Source organism: Microbacterium sp. NPDC028030 (genome assembly GCF_040637855.1).
Taxonomy (GTDB): Bacteria; Actinomycetota; Actinomycetes; order Actinomycetales; family Microbacteriaceae; genus Microbacterium.
In genome coordinates this window covers 1-17,363 of sequence record NZ_JBEZXF010000002.1, presented here as the reverse complement: position 1 = coordinate 17,363, position 17,363 = coordinate 1, and the positions used below count along the sequence as shown (strand labels likewise).

General features: G+C 69.2%; 18 protein-coding genes. 1 reads left to right on the top strand and 17 read right to left on the bottom strand.

The features are described from left to right. Positions 1-9 precede the first annotated feature (9 nt). The 17 genes from AB0E56_RS08895 to AB0E56_RS08815 form a co-directional block, all read right to left on the bottom strand. On the bottom strand, positions 10-915 hold the full coding sequence (locus tag AB0E56_RS08895) for an NUDIX hydrolase (RefSeq protein ID WP_359798303.1): 906 nt from the start codon (positions 913-915) through the stop codon (positions 10-12). A gap of 61 nt (positions 916-976) precedes the next feature. After that, positions 977-2,449, bottom strand: coding sequence for a ribosome biogenesis GTPase Der (der, locus tag AB0E56_RS08890; protein ID WP_258567220.1), 1,473 nt, complete (start codon positions 2,447-2,449; stop codon positions 977-979). A 40-nt stretch (positions 2,450-2,489) separates the two neighbouring features. After that, complete coding sequence (gene cmk, locus AB0E56_RS08885; RefSeq protein ID WP_359798301.1) at positions 2,490-3,212, bottom strand: (d)CMP kinase; 723 nt, start codon at positions 3,210-3,212, stop codon at positions 2,490-2,492. After that, entirely contained in the window at positions 3,205-4,341 is a 1,137-nt protein-coding gene (locus tag AB0E56_RS08880) for a prephenate dehydrogenase (RefSeq protein ID WP_359798300.1), read from the bottom strand. The genes cmk and AB0E56_RS08880 overlap by 8 nt, the downstream gene beginning before the upstream one ends. Further along, complete coding sequence (locus AB0E56_RS08875) at positions 4,338-5,138, bottom strand: pseudouridine synthase (protein WP_359798298.1); 801 nt, start codon at positions 5,136-5,138, stop codon at positions 4,338-4,340. The genes AB0E56_RS08880 and AB0E56_RS08875 overlap by 4 nt, the downstream gene beginning before the upstream one ends. Then, positions 5,135-5,764, bottom strand: coding sequence for an SMC-Scp complex subunit ScpB (scpB, locus tag AB0E56_RS08870; RefSeq protein WP_359798297.1), 630 nt, complete (start codon positions 5,762-5,764; stop codon positions 5,135-5,137). Before scpB ends, AB0E56_RS08875 begins: the two co-directional genes overlap by 4 nt. Further along, the gene (locus AB0E56_RS08865; RefSeq protein ID WP_359800023.1) at positions 5,754-6,542 is read right to left on the bottom strand and encodes a ScpA family protein; all 789 of its coding nucleotides are present in this window, start codon (positions 6,540-6,542) and stop codon (positions 5,754-5,756) included. Before AB0E56_RS08865 ends, scpB begins: the two co-directional genes overlap by 11 nt. Before the next feature lie 52 nt (positions 6,543-6,594). Then, positions 6,595-7,428, bottom strand: coding sequence for a ParA family protein (locus AB0E56_RS08860; RefSeq protein ID WP_181156631.1), 834 nt, complete (start codon positions 7,426-7,428; stop codon positions 6,595-6,597). Positions 7,429-7,581: 153 nt separating this feature from the next. After that, complete coding sequence (gene xerD, locus AB0E56_RS08855) at positions 7,582-8,484, bottom strand: site-specific tyrosine recombinase XerD (protein ID WP_359798296.1); 903 nt, start codon at positions 8,482-8,484, stop codon at positions 7,582-7,584. Positions 8,485-8,487: 3 nt separating this feature from the next. Next, positions 8,488-9,069: an NUDIX hydrolase gene (locus AB0E56_RS08850; protein WP_359798294.1), complete on the bottom strand. Its 582-nt coding sequence runs from the start codon at positions 9,067-9,069 to the stop codon at positions 8,488-8,490. Continuing rightward, positions 9,062-10,768, bottom strand: coding sequence for a CTP synthase (locus AB0E56_RS08845; RefSeq protein ID WP_359798293.1), 1,707 nt, complete (start codon positions 10,766-10,768; stop codon positions 9,062-9,064). The genes AB0E56_RS08850 and AB0E56_RS08845 overlap by 8 nt, the downstream gene beginning before the upstream one ends. Positions 10,769-10,785: 17 nt before the next feature. Further along, positions 10,786-12,477 carry a DNA repair protein RecN gene (recN, locus tag AB0E56_RS08840; protein WP_359798291.1) on the bottom strand — a complete coding sequence of 564 codons (1,692 nt, stop codon included), beginning with the start codon at positions 12,475-12,477 and terminating at the stop codon, positions 10,786-10,788. Continuing rightward, the gene (locus AB0E56_RS08835; protein WP_359798290.1) at positions 12,474-13,394 is read right to left on the bottom strand and encodes an NAD kinase; all 921 of its coding nucleotides are present in this window, start codon (positions 13,392-13,394) and stop codon (positions 12,474-12,476) included. Before AB0E56_RS08835 ends, recN begins: the two co-directional genes overlap by 4 nt. After that, positions 13,391-14,188, bottom strand: coding sequence for a TlyA family RNA methyltransferase (locus tag AB0E56_RS08830; protein ID WP_359798288.1), 798 nt, complete (start codon positions 14,186-14,188; stop codon positions 13,391-13,393). Before AB0E56_RS08830 ends, AB0E56_RS08835 begins: the two co-directional genes overlap by 4 nt. Beyond that, a complete protein-coding gene (locus tag AB0E56_RS08825) occupies positions 14,185-14,361 on the bottom strand; it encodes a hypothetical protein (protein WP_359798287.1) in 177 nt (58 codons plus the stop codon). Before AB0E56_RS08825 ends, AB0E56_RS08830 begins: the two co-directional genes overlap by 4 nt. Positions 14,362-14,414: 53 nt before the next feature. Beyond that, on the bottom strand, positions 14,415-15,452 hold the full coding sequence (locus AB0E56_RS08820; RefSeq protein ID WP_359798285.1) for an HAD-IIA family hydrolase: 1,038 nt from the start codon (positions 15,450-15,452) through the stop codon (positions 14,415-14,417). After that, positions 15,452-16,273: a hypothetical protein gene (locus AB0E56_RS08815; RefSeq protein ID WP_359798284.1), complete on the bottom strand. Its 822-nt coding sequence runs from the start codon at positions 16,271-16,273 to the stop codon at positions 15,452-15,454. Before AB0E56_RS08815 ends, AB0E56_RS08820 begins: the two co-directional genes overlap by 1 nt. A 69-nt stretch (positions 16,274-16,342) precedes the next feature. On the opposite strand from AB0E56_RS08815, the gene AB0E56_RS08810 reads away from it, so the two are divergent. Continuing rightward, positions 16,343-17,311, top strand: coding sequence for a hypothetical protein (locus AB0E56_RS08810; protein WP_359798283.1), 969 nt, complete (start codon positions 16,343-16,345; stop codon positions 17,309-17,311). The last annotated feature ends 52 nt before the right edge of the window (positions 17,312-17,363 follow it).

Genomic DNA, 17,363 nt, shown 5'->3' with positions numbered 1-17,363 from the left:
GTGGATGACTCAGTCGTGGTGCTCGAGCAGGTCCCGCAGCCACCCGGCAGAGCGCACCTGCGCGGCGCCCGCCTCCGTGACGCGGCCCTGAAGCTCGCGATCGCTGGTGACCGCCACGACCGTCCGTCCGGCGTCGCTCTGGCGTGAGACCTCGGCGACGATGGCATCGTCCCCTTCGGCGTCGGCCCGGACGACCGACACGGGGCTCGAGTCGGCATCGATGCGGCGCGCCTGCCCCTCGACCACCATCGACACCTCGGGGAACCAGACGTCGCCCGTGAGATCCAGCGCGTTCGCGGGAACCGCGAGTCCCGTCAACCGCTCCCGCAGGCGAGAGGCGGCACCCGCGCGGTCCTTCCACCAGCCGTCCGGCACGGAGCCGACGACATTCGCGGCATCGACGACGATCAGCGGTCGCACCTCGAGCTGGTTCCGCAGTGTCGGCCAGGCGGCTCCGAATCCGGGGTGCAGCGGCCGGGCGTCGACCTCATCGACAGGTACCCACTCCAGCGCGACGCTCTCCGGGTCGCTGATCACCGGGTCGAAGCCGCTCTGCACGTCCGCGATGACGGTCGTGTACGACCAGATGCCGAGGTCGAGCACGCTCGTGAACCGCGCGCGCACCGCGCCGTCCGGCACTCCCGCCTCCTCCTGCGCCTCACGGATGGCTCCGGCGATCGCACTCTCACCCTCGTGCAGAGCCCCGCCGGGCAGACCCCACGTGCCGCCGAAGTGGCTCCACGACACGCGGTGCTGCAGCAGGATGCCGCGGGCGGGGTCGACGGCGAGAAGCCCGGCGGCGCCGAAGCGTCCCCAGTACTTCTCCCCCGACGCGGCGACGACCCAGGCATCGCCCGGATTCCGCGGCCCCTCGGGGCGACGCGGCTCACCGGGGGCAGGAGGTACGACAGTCACCCCCTCAGCCTTTCACAGCATCGGGGTCACGGCACCTCAGCGCGACATGTGCGGGAACAGGTCAGCGCTGGCGCTTCTCGCGCACCCGCATGTTGATGACGATCGGCGTGCCCTCGAAGGAGTACAGCTCGCGCAGGCGGCGCTGGATGAACCGGCGGTACCCGGGGTCGAGGAACCCGGTCGTGAACAGCACGAACGTCGGCGGGCGGGTCGACGCCTGGGTGCCGAACAGGATGCGCGGCTGCTTGCCGCCGCGCAACGGGTGCGGGTGCTCGGCGACGAGCTCGGCGAGGAACGCGTTGAATTTGCCCGTGGGAATGCGACGGTCCCAGTTCTCCAGCGCGGTCTCCAGCGCCGGGACGAGCTTGTCGAGGTGACGGCCGGTCTTCGCCGAGATGTTCACGCGCGGCGCCCAGGCCACGTGCGCGAGGTCCTGCTCGATCTCACGCTCGAGGTACCTGCGACGGTCGGCGTTCTCGAGGTCGTCGTCGTTCAGACGGTCCCACTTATTGAACGCGAGCACGAGAGCGCGGCCCGACTCCAGCACGAGGTCGATGATGCGCACGTCCTGCTCGCTGATCGTCTCCGACACGTCGAGCACGACGACGGCGACCTCTGCCTTCTCCAGTGCCGCAGACGTACGCAGCGATGCATAGAAGTCTGCGCCCTGTGCCATGTGCACGCGACGACGGATGCCGGCCGTATCGACCAGACGCCACATCTTGCCGCCGAGCTCCACGACCTCGTCGACCGGGTCGCGGGTGGTACCGGCCAGATCGTTGACGACCACGCGCTCCTCGCCGGCCGCCTTGTTCAGCAGCGACGACTTGCCCACGTTCGGACGACCGAGGATCGCGACGCGGCGCGGACCACCGATCTCCTGCTTCGCAACGGCCGAGACCTCGGGGAGCTTCTTCAGCACCTCGTCGAGCAGGTCGGCGACACCGCGTCCGTGGATCGCCGACACAGGGTGCGGCTCGCCGAGTCCGAGGTTCCACAGGGCGGCCGCTTCGGGCTCCTGACGGGCGTCGTCGATCTTGTTGGCGACGAGGAACACCGGCTTGCCGCTCTTGCGCAGCAGCTTCACGACGTGCTCGTCGGTCGATGTCGCCCCGACCATCGCGTCCACCACGAAGAGCACCATGTCGGCGAGGTCGATCGCGACCTCCGCCTGGGCAGCGACCGAACGGTCGATGCCGCGCGCATCGGGCTCCCACCCGCCGGTGTCGACGAGCGAGAAGCGCCGGTCCGCCCACTCCGCCTTGTACGTCACGCGGTCGCGCGTGACGCCGGGGGTGTCTTCCACGACGGCCTCACGGCGGCCGAGGATGCGGTTCACGAGCGCGGACTTGCCCACGTTCGGTCGTCCGACGATCGCCACCACGGGCAGAGCAGGACTGTACTGGATGCCGTCCTCACCGAGGGTGATCCCGGCGAGGAGGGCCGCATCCTCATCGTCGAGCTCGTAGTCGGCGAGACCGGCGCGCAGGGTCTCCGCGCGCTGCTCGGCGAGCTGCTCGTCGATGTTCTCCATCTTCTCGGCGAGCTGGTCGGGGCCGCCTTCGTATTCGTCGTCAGCCACGGTGTGCTCCTTGGAGTCGTTCGATCACCGTGAGCACGGCGTCGATGGTCTGGGGGAAATCGAGTTCCGTCGAGTCGACGACCTCCACGCCTTCCGCGGCGTTGAGGAAGTCGACGACGGCGCTGTCGGAGGCATCGCGCTTGTGGAGCGCTGCGGCGACGGCATCCGCGTTCTCACCGGCGAGTTCGCCGGCACGGCGGGCAGCCCGCACCTCGGGCGCCGCGGTGAGCAGGATCCGTACGGGGGCATCAGGGGCGACGACGGTCGTGATGTCGCGGCCCTCGACGACCACAGCCGGATAGGTCGCCTCGGCGACGAGCGTGCGGAACAGCGCGTTCACCTGTGCCCGCACCTCGGGCACGCGTGCCACGCCGCTCACCGCGCCGGACACCCGCGGGTCGCGGATGTCCTCGGTGACGTCGGTGTCGCCCACTCGTACGGTGCGGTCGTCGGGGTCCAGGCCCAGACGCACCGGGAAGTCGGATGCCGCGGCGAGAACCGCATCGGCGTCGGCGGTGTCGGCACCGCGGTCGAGCACGTGCCAGGCGAGCGCACGGTATGCGGAGCCGGTGTCGAGGTACCCGAAGCCGAGCGCGCGGGCGACGGCCTTGGACACGCTGGACTTCCCGGAACCGGCGGGGCCGTCGATGGCGATGAACTTCGCCGCATCGGTCCCGTGGCTCGGTGCGCTGGACGAGGTGGAGGTATCAGTCATTCGTGTTCCCCGCGATCCGCCAGCCGCGTTCCTGGAGCCCGGTGATCGCGCCGTGCAGCGCTGCGGGGTCGACGCTGATCTCGGCGAGACCGAACTGTGCGCCGGGCGAGTGCTCCAGGCGGAGATCTTCGACGTTGACTCCGAGTTCGCCGAGCTCGCCGAACAGGCGACCCAGCTGGCCGGCGGTGTCGTCGACCATGACCACGAGCGTCTCGAACCGCTGGTTCTGACCGTGCTTGCCGGGAAGGCGTTCGACACCATCGTTGCCCTGCCGGATCGCCTCGGCCACGATGCGCCGCGCACCCGGGGCACTCGGCTCGCGCAACGCGGCCGCGACATCGCCGAGGTCGGACGCGAGCGCATCGAGGATCTCGACGACGGGTCCCGCATTGGCGCCGAGGATCTGCACCCAGAGTTCCGGGGCGGAAGCGGCGATGCGCGTCGTGTCGCGCACCCCTTGTCCGGCGAGCCGGAGCGCGCTCTCCTCGGCACCCGCGAGGCGACCGGCGAGGAGGCTCGCGACCACCTGGGGCACGTGCGAGGTGAGGGCGACCGAACGGTCGTGCTCCTCGGGCGTCATCTCCAGCGGCATCGCGCCCACGTCGAGCGCGAGCGCCTCGACCAGAGCGAGGTCGGCGGCCTTCGTGTCCTCATCGCGGCAGACCACCCAGGGCCGTCCGACGAACAGATCCGCGCGGGCGGAGATCGCCCCTCCCCGTTCGCGACCGGCGAGGGGATGCGAGCCGATGTAGCGGGTCAGATCGACACCGCGCGACTGGAGCGTGCGGAACGGCTCGAGCTTCACGCTGGCGACATCGGTGACGACGGCCTCGGGGAAGCGTTCGAGCTCTGCCTGGATCACGTCGGCGGTGACATCCGGCGGCACCGCGACGACGATGAGCGAAGGCCGGTCGTCATCCGCGGCGATGCGCCCTGCGCCGTAGTCCACCGCGAGGCGCAGCTGCGCGGGCGAGGCATCCGTCAGCACGACGTCGATGCCCTTGGATCGGAGCGCGTGCCCGACACTCGCCCCGAGCAGACCGGCGCCGACGACGCGGACGGTGCCGGAGAGACGCGGCGCGACGGCGCCTGTTCTCCGCGCCGTGGGCGCACTCGTCGTATCGGTCATTCGTTCTCCTGCTCGCCTGGCGCCTCGGCGACACCGGATTCACGGCGCGACAAGGTCAGAAGCGCACCGAGTTCGATTTTACTCAGTTCCCGCGTCTTTCCCGCCGGGAGGGTTCCCAGGTGGAGCGGGCCGAACTGGCGGCGGACGAGCTCGGTGACGGGGTGGCCGACCGCGGCGAGCATCCGACGCACGATGCGGTTGCGCCCGGAGTGCAGCGTCAACTCGACCAGGCTCGACCCACGCGAGGTGTCGAGCAGGCGCGCCTTGTCCGCGGCGATCGGTCCGTCCTCCAGATCGATGCCCTTGGTGAGCTTCGAGATCGTCTGAGGCAGCACCGTCCCCTCGACCTTGGCGATGTACACCTTGGTGACCCCGAACGACGGGTGCGCCAGCACGTGGGCGAGCGCGCCGTCGTTGGTGAGGATCAGCAGACCACTGGTCTCGGCGTCGAGGCGCCCGACGTTGTAGAGCCGTTCCTCGAACTGCTCCGTGAAGCGGCGGAGGTCGGGACGACCGTTCTCGTCCTTCATGCTGCTGACGACGCCGGTCGGCTTGTTGAGCATCACGTAGCGCTTGGAGACGTCCAGCTGCACGGCCGTGCCGTCGACGTCGACGAGGTCGTGCTCCGGATCGATCCGCCGCCCGAGCTCGGAGACCACGACGCCGTTGACTCGGATACGCCCTTCGGTGATGTACTGCTCGACGACGCGGCGCGAGGCCACACCGGCAGCGGCGAGCACCTTCTGCAGTCGCACGCCCTCCGGTGCGTCGGCGTCGTTCCCGTGCGGGGCGTTCATCGGATGGTCCCTTCGTCGAAGCCGTCTGCACCGTCGTCGAGCAGAGGCGAGATCGGGGGCAGCTCGTCGAGTGAGTTGATGCCCAGGTGCTGCAGGAGCGCGTCGGTCGTGCCGTAGTTGATCGCACCGGTCTCGGAGTCGGCGAACAGCTCGGTGATCAGACCGCGTGCGAGGAGTGTGCGCACGACCGAGTCGACGTTCACCGCGCGGATGGAGGCGACCTGGCTGCGTGTCACCGGTTGCTTGTAGGCGATCACGGCCAGTGTCTCGAGAGCGGCCTGCGACAGGCGCGCCGGGGCCTGTCCGCCGATGAACGCGGCGACGACGTCGTCGAGCTCTTCCCGTACGTACAGGCGCCATCCACCCCCGACTTCACGGAGCTCGAACCCACGACGAGGGCCCTTACCTCTGCCGTCGTAGTCGTCGACGAGCATCTCGAGTGTCTGCCTGACGGCGGGCACCGGGGATCCGACCGCAGCAGCCAGCGCCACCAGGCCGAGCGGCTCGTCGATGATCAGCAGGATGGCCTCGATGCGCTCGGCGAGAGGGATCTCGGAGGAGATCTCGTCCGAGATCCCCTCGTCCTGCGTCTCCTCGGCGGAGGTGTCCGTCATCTCATCGGTCATAGTCGGCCCCCAGGGTCGCGAGTGTCTCGTCCGACCAGGAGTCGGCTGCCCAGCGCAGCGTCAGCTCGCCGAGCGGTTCCAGTTGTTCGAAGGACAGCGCCGCATGCCGATACAGCTCGAGCACCGAGATGAAGCGCGCCACGATGATGCCAGGCTCGGCGACGCCGGCGACCAGCTCACGGAAGCTCAGCGACTCGGTGCCACGAAGCAGTGTGACGACGATCGCCGCCTGCTCCCGGATGCTGACCAGCGGCGCATGCAGATGATCGAGCCCGACGTGCGGGATCTCCTTGGGCGCGAAGGCCAGCAGCGCGAGGGCCGCGAAGTCGTCCGCGGTCAGCGACCACACGAGCTCGGGCGTCTGCCGGCGGTGCTTCTCGTCGAGCCGCACGGCCCGCACATGCCGCCGATCCTCCCTCTGCAGGCACCGGGCGAACCACGCGGACACCTCTTTGAACGCGCGGTACTGCAGGAGACGGGCGAACAGCAGGTCGCGCGCCTCCAACAGTGCGACGGCCTCCGCGTCGACCAGTTCGCCCTGCGGGAGCAGCCCTGCCACCTTCATGTCGAGGAGTGTCGCTGCGACCACGAGGAACTCGGACGCCTGATCCAGTTCCTCGTCGTCCTCGAGCTGTCCGAGGTACGCGATGAACTCGTTCGTGACCGCGCTCAAAGAGACCTCGGTGATGTCCATCTCGTGCTTCGAGATGAGGTTCAGCAGCAGATCGAACGGGCCGTCGAAGTTCGACAGGGAGACCCGGAAACCTGCGCTCTCCACGGACGCGGCCTCACCCGCGCTCTCCTCGAGCGTCGCGTCGACAGGACCCTCGCTAGGCGACGGCGCCACGGGCGACCAGCTCCCGCGCCAGCCGCAGGTATGCCTGAGCGGCCGCGTGCTCGGGGGCGAACTCGGTGATGGGCACACCCGACACCGAGGCGTCGGGGAACTTCACGGTACGACCGATCACCGTCTCGAGCACATCGTCCCCGAAGGCTTCGACGACTCGCTCGAGGACCTCACGGGAGTGCAGCGTGCGCGGGTCGTACATCGTCGCCAGCAGGCCGTCCATCGTGATGGAGGGGTTCAGCCGGTCGCGGACCTTGTCGATCGTCTCGATGAGCAGCGCCACGCCCCGGAGCGCGAAGAACTCGCACTCGAGCGGGATGATCACGCCGTGCGCCGCGGTCAGGGCGTTCACGGTGAGGATGCCGAGCGAGGGCTGGCAGTCGATCAGGATGACGTCGTACTCCCCCGCGACCTGCCGCAGCACGCGGGCGAGGATGGTCTCGCGGGCGACCTCGTTGACCAGGTGCACCTCGGCGGCGGAGAGGTCGATGTTGGCCGGCATCACGTCGAGGCCCTCGACGCTCGAGTGCACGATGGCGTCGTGCGCATCGCGCTTCGTGTCCAGCAGCAGGTCGTAGATCGTCGGCACGTCGTGCGTGGGGATCCCGAGACCGGCAGACAGGGCGCCCTGCGGGTCGAAGTCGACCGCGAGCACCTTGCGACCGTATTCCGCGAGGGCGGCCGCCAGGTTGATGGACGTCGTGGTCTTGCCAACGCCGCCCTTCTGGTTGCACAGCGCGATGATGCGCGCAGGCCCGTGGGACTTCAGCGGTTCGGGGATCGGGAACCCGTGATAGGGGCGGCCGGTGGGTCCCATGGGGGTCTCGTCGGCCTTCCGCGCCTTCGCCCTGGACTTCGCCACTTTCTCAGCCACCGGTTCTCCTGCTCCTTCGTGCTTGGTCGATTGTACCGGGCAGCCCGTTCTGCGGCCGCCTCGGCGCGCGGCAGGGGGCCGCTCGGAGATCCGGATTCAGCGCGCGCGGGGGTGCGAGGTCGCGTAGATGTCGCGCAGTGTGTCGACGGAGACGTGCGTGTAGATCTGGGTCGTCGCGACAGACGAGTGCCCGAGCAGCTCCTGGACGACCCGGACGTCTGCGCCGCCCTGCAGGAGGTGCGTCGCGAACGAGTGCCGCAGCGTATGGGGCGACACCTCCGCGGTGATCTGTGCCTTCTCCGCCGCCGCCCGGATCACCAGCCAGGCGCTCTGCCGCGACAGGGGGGCGCCACGCGCACCGAGGAACAGCCGGGCCGATGCCCGCCCCTTCGCCGCGAGTGCCGGACGCACCCGGGTGAGGTAGGCGTCGACTGCGGCCCGTGCGTACGACCCGATCGGCACGATCCGCTCCTTGGAGCCCTTGCCCCGCAGGCGCAGCACGTCTCCGTGGGCCACGTCGTCGACATCGAGTCCGATGGCCTCAGAGACGCGCGCGCCCGTGGCGTACAGGAGCTCGAGGAGTGCGCGGTCGCGGACGCCGAGCGGATCCTCCGGCGAGGGGGCTGCCAGGAGGCGCTCGACCTGGTCGATGGTCAGCGCCTTGGGGAGCCGACGCGGTGCCTTGGGTGGGCGCAGCCTCCCGCTGGGGTCGTCGTCCTCGATCCCCTCACGCGCCAGGAAGCGGTGCCACCCGCGGACGGACGACTGCAGTCGTGCCAGGCTCGTCGAGGCCGGGGCCGGGTCGGCCGAAGCGCGGTCGGCGACGAACCGGTCGATCACCGCCGGGGTCACGTCCGAAGTGTCGACGACGCCCTCGGCCGTCAGCCATTCGACATATCCGCCGAGGTCGCGTCGGTAGGCCGCGATCGTGTGCTCGCTGAGACCGCGCTCGATCGTCACATGACGCAGGTATGCGTCGAGAGCGCGGTCGAGCAGCATCCCTCAACCCCGATCGCGCAGCCTCTGCGCCGCCGCCAGCACGCCGATCGTGAGGATGCCGTTGTGCATCCGGCCGGCGAGGACCGCATCGACCGCGTCAGCGAGCGGGACCCACTCCACACGGATGTCGGCTTCCTCGTCTTCGCGGTCGTGCGCCGTCTCGGCCGCCTCGATGCCGGTCGCGAGGAAGATGTGGATCATCTCGTCGTTGCCGCCCGGGGTGGTCCACGACGAGACCAGGGGCTCCCAGTGCGCGGCCGTGAGATCCGCCTCCTCCGCGAGTTCGCGGCGTGCGGCGGCCAGCGGCTCCTCCCCCTCCACGTCGAGCAGCCCCGCGGGCAGCTCCCAGTCACGGTGGCGGATCGGATGCCGGTACTGCTGGATCAGCAGGACCCGGCCCTCGTCGTCGAGCGCGAGGATCGCCACGGCGCCCGTGTGGTCGACGTACTGCCTGACCATCTCGCCGTCGCCGTAGCGCACACGATCCGAGCGCACGTCCCAGACCCTCCCCTCGTAGACGAGGTCGCTCTGCAGGACCTCGGGCTCGAACGGTTCGTCCTGGAGGCTCTCGGCCTGCTCAGGCATCGGCGACGACGTCTTCGCTCACGTCGAACAGCTCGCTGGCACGGTGTCGCTCGATCGCGGCGCCGACGAGTCCGCGGAACAGCGGGTGCGGCGCGGTCGGACGCGAGCGCAGCTCGGGGTGCGCCTGCGTGGCGATGTAGTACGGGTGCACGTCGCGCGGCAGCTCGACGTACTCGACCAGGTCGAGCTCGGGGTTCAGGCCGGAGAACACCAGCCCCGCCTCGGTCAGACGATCGCGGTAGGCGTTGTTGACCTCGTAACGGTGACGGTGACGCTCGGCAGCCTCCGGCGCGCCGTACACCTCGCGGGCGAGGGATCCTTCGGCGAGAGCGGCCTGGTACAGCCCCAGACGCATCGTGCCGCCGAGGTCGCCGCCGTCGAGGATCTCGATCTGCTCCGCCATGGTCGCGATCACCGGCTCCGACGTCTCCGGGTCGAACTCGCTCGATGACGCCCCGACGATGCCGGCGACGTCGCGCGCATACTCGATGACCATGCACTGCAGACCGAGGCACAGACCCAATGTGGGGATGCCCTGCTCGCGGGCGAACTTCAGCGCGCCGAGCTTGCCCTCGATGCCACGGATGCCGAAGCCGCCGGGAACGCAGATGCCGTCGAGCTCTGCAAGCTGCTCCTGCGCGCCTTCCGGCGTCTCGCACAGATCGGAGGGGATCCAGCGGATGTTGACCTTGGTCTCCTGCGCGAAGCCGCCCGCCTTCAGGGCCTCCGTCACGGAGAGATAGGCGTCCGGCAGGTCGATGTACTTGCCGACCAGGCCGATCGTGACCTCGTGCTTCGGGTTGTGCACGGCGTGCAGCACCTTGTTCCAGCGGGTCCAGTCGACGTCTGCGGCCTTCTGGTCGAGGCCGAGCCGGCGCACGATGTACGAGTCGAGGCCCTGCTCGTTGAGCGTGGACGGGATGTCGTAGATGCTCGGCAGGTCGACCGTGTTGATGACGCCCTCGACGTCGACGTCGCACATGAGCGCGATCTTGTTGCGGTTGCTCTCACTCACCGGGCGGTCGCTGCGCAGCACGAGTGCATCGGGCTGGATGCCGACCTGGCGCAGAGCCGCGACCGAGTGCTGGGTCGGCTTGGTCTTCTGCTCCCCCGACGCACCCATGAACGGCACGAGCGAGACGTGCACGAAGAACACGCTGTCGCGGCCGAGCTCGTGACGAAGCTGGCGTGCGGACTCGAGGAACGGCTGCGATTCGATGTCGCCGACCGTGCCGCCGACCTCGGTGATGATCACGTCGGGACGCGGGTCCTCGGACGCCTGCAGACGCATGCGGCGCTTGATCTCGTCGGTGATGTGCGGGATGACCTGCACCGTGTCGCCGAGGTACTCGCCGCGGCGTTCGCGCGCGATCACCTGCGAGTAGATCTGACCTGTGGTGACGTTCGCGGCCTCGGACAGGTTGATGTCGAGGAAGCGCTCGTAGTGGCCGATGTCGAGGTCGGTCTCCGCACCGTCGTCGGTGACGAACACCTCGCCGTGCTGGAACGGGTTCATGGTGCCCGGATCGACGTTCAGGTACGGGTCGAGCTTCTGCATCACGACGCGCAGTCCGCGGGCCGTGAGGAGGTTGCCGAGGCTGGCTGCGGTGAGGCCCTTACCCAAAGACGAAACGACACCACCGGTCACGAAGATGTGCTTGGTCGTGTCGTTCTTGGGTCCCGCGGAAGAAGAGTTCATCACGGGCTTCGATCCTATCAGGCGGCGGAGACGCGGAGGCTGAGAAGTTCGCGAGCATGGGTCAGCGCGGCGTCGGAATCGGCGAGTCCGGAGAGGAGACGGGCCATCTCGGCCTCACGTTCTCCCCCTTCGAGACGCCGCACATCCGAGGCGGTGACGGCTCCGTCGTGGGCTTTCACGACGGAGAGGTGGTTGTTCGCGAATGCCGCGACCTGCGCCAGATGGGTCACGGCGATGACTTGAGACTTCTCGGCGAGCCGGGCGAGTCGCCGTCCCACTTCGATGGCGGCGGCCCCGCCGATGCCCGCGTCGACCTCATCGAAGACGAAGGTCGGCACCGGATCCGTCGCCGAGATGACGACCTCGATGGCCAGCATCACGCGAGAGAGTTCGCCGCCCGACGCTCCCTTGGAGACCGAGCGAGGCTCTGCGCCGGGGTGAGGGGCGAGGAGGATGGCGACGTCGTCGCGACCGTGGGTGCTCTCCGTCCCCTCGGAGACGACGACCTCGAGTCGCGCATCCGGCATCGCGAGGGCGTGCAGCTCTTCTGTCACCGCCTCGCCGAGGCGCGCTGCGGCTTCCGTGCGTGCGGCGGTGAGAGCTGCGGCGCGCGCGTCGAGCTCTGCGCGTGACGACTCACGCTCGGCGATCAGCCGCTCGATGCGGTCACCGTCGTCGTCGAGTTCGGCGAGCCGCGTGGATCCGGTCTGCCAGAGGGACAGGGCCTCGTCGAGGGAGCCGTGCGCCCTGATCAACGTGCCCAACGCGGCACGGCGTTCTTCCACGGCTGCGAGCTCGTGGGGCCCCGTCTCGTCGAGGTCGGCCAGGTAGGCGGACAGTTGTCCGGCGACATCGGCGATCCGATAGCCGATGTCAGCGACGCTCTCGCCGATCTCGGTGAGTTTGACGTCCGCTGCACGCTCGAGCACCCGCCTCGCCTCCGCGACGAGCGCCGAGGCGTCCGGCTCACCCTCTTCGTTCGACAGGGCGGCGTGGGCGAGGGAGGCAGCGAGTCGAAGCTCCTCGGCGTTCGCGAGGCGCTCAGCCCGATCGGCGAGCTCCTGGTCCTCCCCCGGCTCCGGCGCTGTCGCCTCGATCAGCGCGAGCGCCTCCCTGAGACGGGAAGCTTCCTCCGCCCGGCGGTCACGGTTCTCGGTGATCTCGGTGATCTCGGCGTCGAGAGCCCGCCAGTGCGCGAAGGACTCCGCATACTGCGCGAGGGCGTCGGTGATCCGGCTGCCTCCGAAGCGGTCGAGCGCATCGCGCTGCGCCGCAGCGGATCGCAAGCGCAGCTGTTCCGACTGTCCGTGCACCACGACGAGCTCTTCGGCGAGGGCCGAGAGTACGCCGGCGGGCGCGGCGCGACCACCGACGCTCGCTCTGCTGCGTCCCTCAGCGCTCAGTGTGCGCGAGACGTACAGCTCGGCCGTTCCGGAGCCCGCAGGCTCGAGTTCCCCACCGGCATCCGCGACGATCTCGGCGATGTCCCCCTCATCGGGGACGATCCACACCCCCGCGACCGACGCCTGAGCGGCACCGGCGCGAACGGCGCCGGAGTCGGCGCGCTGGCCGAGGAGCAGACCGAGACCCGTCACCACCATCGTCTTGCCTGCACCCGTCTCGCCTGTGATCGCCGTGAAGCCCGGCCCCAGCGGCAGCACGGCATCGGCGATCACGCCGAGCCCCTGCATCCGCATCTCCTCGATCATGACGGCGTCCCCAGAGCCTGGCCGCGCCATCCTTCGACGGGCAGTTGGAACTTGCGGACGAGCCTGTCGGTGAACGCGGTGGGGTGCAGACGCGCGAGTCGCACGGGTCGGGACGAGCGGCGGACCACGACGCGTGCCCCCGGCGGCAGATCATGAGATCGTCGCCCATCGCACCAGAGGATGCCCGAGCCGTCGGTGCGCTCGAGCATCTCGATCGCGACCGCCGCGTCGGGGCTCACGACGAGTGGCTTGGCGAACAGTGCATGTGCCGAGAGGGGGACGACTGCGATCGCCTCCACGCTGGGCCAGATGACGGGTCCTCCCGCCGAGAAGTTGTAGGCGGTCGACCCGGTCGGGGTGGAGATGACCATGCCGTCGCAGCCGAAGCTCGACAACGGCCGACCGTCGATCTCGAGCACCACCTCGATCATCCGCTCGCGGCTGGCCTTCTCGACCGTCGCCTCGTTGAGCGCCCAGGTCTCGTACACGACGTCGCCCGCCGCATCCTTCACCCGCACCGACAGCGCGAGTCGTTCCTCGACGTCGTAGTCGCGATCGATCACGCGACGCACGGCCTTGTCCATGTCGTCGCGATCGATCTCGGCGAGGAACCCGACATGACCCATGTTGATGCCGAGCACGGGTGCACCGGTGTCGCGGACGAGTTCCGCCGCGCGCAGGATCGTCCCGTCGCCGCCGAGCACGATCGCGAGCTCGAGTTCGGCCGGATCGACCGACACACCGAGCACATCGGTCGCGGCGAAGAACCCGTCGACCGCCACGAGCGCTTCGTGGTCGTCGGCGGCGAGCACGGGTCGTGCACCGGCTTCACGCAGGGCATCGATCACGCGACGGGCCGCTTCGACGGTGTCCACACGGCCGGCATGCGCGACGACCAGGATGTTGCGCTCGTTCATCGTCCTCCTACCAGTCGGTTGATGCTGTCCAACCATTCTGTCGGATTGCTCCCCCGCCCCGGTGCGAGGTGCACCAGATACTCGGCATTGCCATGGGTGCCGAGCAGTGGGGAGGGAAGGATGCCGAGCATTCCGAGTCCCACGTCCCACGCGCTCCAGACCGTGCGGGCGACCGCATCCGCGCGGGTTGCGGGATCGGTCACGAGCCCGCCGCGCACCGCGGTGCGTCCGACCTCGAACTGGGGCTTCACGAGCAGAAGCACGTCGGACTCCGGTCCCGCGATCTCTGCGACGGCCGGCAGCACGAGTTCGAGCGAGATGAAGGAGAGGTCGCCGACGACGAGGTCGGGGACATCGGTCTCCCCCGTCGCCTCGGCGAGATTCTCCGGGGTCATGTGCCGCACGTTGTACCCCTCGACGGAGACGACGCCCGGGTCCGCGCTGATCGCCGCCGCCAACTGGCCATGCCCGACATCGACGGCGAGCACTCTCCTGGCGCCTCGCTCGCGCAGCACCTGTGTGAACCCGCCGGTGGACGCGCCCATGTCGAGCGCGAGCCGGCCCTGGACGGAGATGCCGAAGCCGTCGAGACCGGCGATCAGCTTGTGCGCCGCGCGCCCGACGTAGTGATCTGAGCTGGCGATCGTGATCTCGGAGGTGTCGGCGACCGCGGTGGACGCCTTCACGACAGGCCGCCCGTCGACGCTCACGAGCCCCTCGGAGATGAGTGTGGCTGCGTGGCTACGCGAACGGGCGAGTCCTCGAGCGGCGAGGGCGGCGTCGAGTCGCGTCATCGGGATCCCGGGGTCTCCCGGTGGTCGAGCTTCGCGCCGCTCTCGAGACGGCGCGAGAGCTCGTCGTGCAGCGCCGAGTATGCATCAGCGCGTGAAGCGAGCGGTTGCCCCTCGATCAGTCGCAGGCGACTCCACAGACCATCGGTCGGCGCACTCGTCGTCTCTTCGCTCACCCTTCCACTGTACGCGGCACCTACGACAGGAGACGGAGCCCACGCGAGATCGCTCAGGGACGGTGGAAGGGATCCAGGTAGAGGCGTTCCGGGACCCGCAGCACGAACACAGGCGTGCCCGAGGCCCAGATGGCGGCTGCGCCCGCGCGCAGCAGGTCGATCTGCTGGTCCGACTCCGCCACGATCTCGACATCGGCTCCCTCGACCCGCACAGCGGCGCCGTTGACATGGAACACCCCGTCCCGTTCCGTGACCTCGGGATACGGAAGGTGCAGTTCGCGAAGGTCACCGAGGATGTAGGTCGGACGGGAACCCTCCGGTGCCGCCAGCACATGCTTAGGGCGGTCGATGCCGGTGAGCACGAGCACCGAGTCGATTCCGACACGGCTCGCGCCCATGATGTCGGTGTCGAGACGGTCGCCGATGAACAGAGCCTTCTGCGCGCCGAAGCGGGCCAGGGCCTCTTCGAAGATCGGTGCTTCAGGCTTGCCGGCGACGGTCGCCAATCGACCGACCGCGGTATGGACGGCGGAAACGAGGGTGCCGTTACCCGGCGCCACTCCACGCTCGCGCGGAATCGTCCAGTCCGTGTTCGTGGCGATCCACGGGATGCCGCCCTCGTCCTCCGGGAACTTGAGCGCGAACGCGGCTTCTGCGAGGTCGGTCCACGCCACCTCGGGTGCGAAGCCCTGCACCACTGCGCTCGGAGAGTCTTCGGCGCTGCGTGTCACCGTGTAGCCGGCCTTGCGTACCTCGTCGACGAGCCCGTCGCCACCCACGACGAGGATCGTCGCGGGAGCAGGCACGATCTGCGCCATCAGCCGCATCGCCGCCTGGGGGCTCGTGACGACGTCCGAGGCGCCCACGCGGAGCCCGAGGCTGCTCAGATGCGCCGCGACGGAGGCATCGGTCCGGGCGGCATTGTTGGTGATGTATCCGAGCCGAACCGTCTTCGCGGCCTCGTTGAGGCTGTCCACGGCGAAGGGCAACGCCCCGGGGCCGGCGTAGACGACGCCGTCCAGGTCGGCCAAGACCGTGTCGACACCCTCGAGCGGCGTGCGCAGACCGCGCTTACGAGAGAACAGCGCCACTACGCCTCCGCGTCCGCGTCGTCGGACTCGTCTTCACCGAGGAGCTCGCGCACCTCATCCTCGACGGTGGGCTCTGCAGGCTCACCGTCGGACTCGACGCCCTCCGCCTCAGCACGCTCGACGCGCGAAGCGTCATCGGCAGAGCCCGTATCGCCTTCAGAGACGACCTCATCATCAGAGACAACCTCATCATCAGAGACAACCTCATCATCAGAGACAGTTCCATCGTTCGAGACGACCTCGTCATCATCGAAGTCGCCCTCGATCAGGCCGTCCTCGATGTAGATCTCCTCGTCGCCGGCCTCGTCGATACCGAGCACCTGTGCGGCGACCTCGGCACGCTCGGCCCAGAACTCGGCCTCCTCGGTGCGTCCGAGGTCTTCGAGCACCGCAGCGCGAGCGGCGAACAGCGCGGGGCTCCACTCGAAAGCACGATCCGGGTCGAGCTCAGGGATCTCGAGCTCGCCGAGCGCGAGCTCGAGATCGCCCTGGTCGAGTCGGGCGCCCGACATCGCGATCGCCAACGCGACGCGCACCGGGGTCTCGAGCGTCGAACGATCGACGGCACGTCCCGTCTCCAGCGCACGATCGGAACGTCCGATGCCGCGCTCGCTGTCGACCATGAGGGCGATCTGGTCGTCCTTGCCCGAGATACGGCGATAAGTGCGCAGCTCGCGGAGGGCGAGCGCGAAGTCCTCGGTGGCGTACGCCGTGATGCCGAGGGTCTCGCGAACGATCGCGATACGGCCCGCGCGTCGGGACGCCGCCAACGCATGCTCGTGCGCCAGCGCAGGGTCCTCGTCGATCAGCCGTGACGCCATCGCCAGGTGGCGAGCGACATGCTCGGCGTTCTCCTTGCTCAGAGTCTTGAGCTCGTTCCGAGCCGATGCATGAAGGTCCCGCGCGGTGACGTCATCGGGGATCTGCGGCTCGTCGAACCGGGGCCGCTCGTTCGCAGCCTGGGTCGGACGCTCCCGACCCGTCCCCCCGCGCTGCGGGAACGAGCGCGAACGATCGCGGTCGCCGCCCTCACGACGCGGGGCACCACCATCACGGTTGTACCCGCCCTCACGACGCGGGGCACCACCATCACGGTTGTACCCGCCCTCACGACGCGGGGCACCACCATCACGGTTGTACCCGCCCTCACGACGGGGGGCACCACCGTCGCGGTTGTAGCCGCCCTCACGGCGCGGGGCACCACCGTCGCGGTTGTAGCCGCCCTCACGGCGCGGGGCACCACCGTCGCGGTTGTAGCCGCCCTCACGGCGCGGGGCACCTCCATCACGGTTGTACCCACCCTCACGACGCGGCGCCCCGCCCTCACGACGAGGGGCACCGCCCTCACGACGAGGGGCACCACCGTCGCGGTTGTACCCGCCCTCACGACGGGGCGCACCACCCTCGCGGTTGTACCCGCCCTCACGACGAGGAGCCGCACCATCACGGTTGTACCCACCCTCACGACGCGGCGCACCGCCCTCACGACGAGGGGCACCACCATCACGGTTGTAGCCGCCCTCACGACGGGGCGCACCACCATCACGGTTGTACCCGCCCTCACGACGGGGCGCACCACCATCACGGTTGTACCCGCCCTCACGACGGGGCGCACCACCATCACGGTTGTACCCGCCCTCACGGCGCGGCGCACCACCATCACGGTTGTAGCCGCCTTCACGACGCGGAGCCTTGCCATCACGACTGCGCTCGGGGCGACCGCCAGAAGGTCGGTTACCGCGCGATCCACTGTCGTCGTTGCGACGCGGACGGCGCTCTTCCTCTTCCGGCATGATGCTCCCTGTTCTATTCGTCAAACGCAAAATGGCCACCCAGCGTTGGGTGGCCATTTTGTTTAAAAGGAGTCCGGCGGTGTCCTACTCTCCCACAGGGTCCCCCCTGCAGTACCAT

Coding starts and splice junctions, on each gene's coding strand:
- scpB (WP_359798297.1), bottom strand. CDS start 5,764: ATGACCGATGAGATGACGGACACCTCCGCCGAGGAGACGCAGGACGAG.
- AB0E56_RS08835 (WP_359798290.1), bottom strand. CDS start 13,394: ATGAACGAGCGCAACATCCTGGTCGTCGCGCATGCCGGCCGTGTGGAC.
- AB0E56_RS08860 (WP_181156631.1), bottom strand. CDS start 7,428: ATGGGACCCACCGGCCGCCCCTATCACGGGTTCCCGATCCCCGAACCG.
- cmk (WP_359798301.1), bottom strand. CDS start 3,212: ATGACTGATACCTCCACCTCGTCCAGCGCACCGAGCCACGGGACCGAT.
- xerD (WP_359798296.1), bottom strand. CDS start 8,484: ATGCTGCTCGACCGCGCTCTCGACGCATACCTGCGTCATGTGACGATC.
- AB0E56_RS08850 (WP_359798294.1), bottom strand. CDS start 9,069: ATGCCTGAGCAGGCCGAGAGCCTCCAGGACGAACCGTTCGAGCCCGAG.
- AB0E56_RS08880 (WP_359798300.1), bottom strand. CDS start 4,341: ATGACCGATACGACGAGTGCGCCCACGGCGCGGAGAACAGGCGCCGTC.
- AB0E56_RS08845 (WP_359798293.1), bottom strand. CDS start 10,768: ATGAACTCTTCTTCCGCGGGACCCAAGAACGACACGACCAAGCACATC.
- AB0E56_RS08810 (WP_359798283.1), top strand. CDS start 16,343: ATGAAGGTCCCGCGCGGTGACGTCATCGGGGATCTGCGGCTCGTCGAA.
- recN (WP_359798291.1), bottom strand. CDS start 12,477: ATGATCGAGGAGATGCGGATGCAGGGGCTCGGCGTGATCGCCGATGCC.
- AB0E56_RS08815 (WP_359798284.1), bottom strand. CDS start 16,273: ATGGCGTCACGGCTGATCGACGAGGACCCTGCGCTGGCGCACGAGCAT.
- der (WP_258567220.1), bottom strand. CDS start 2,449: ATGGAGAACATCGACGAGCAGCTCGCCGAGCAGCGCGCGGAGACCCTG.
- AB0E56_RS08875 (WP_359798298.1), bottom strand. CDS start 5,138: ATGAACGCCCCGCACGGGAACGACGCCGACGCACCGGAGGGCGTGCGA.
- AB0E56_RS08830 (WP_359798288.1), bottom strand. CDS start 14,188: ATGACGCGACTCGACGCCGCCCTCGCCGCTCGAGGACTCGCCCGTTCG.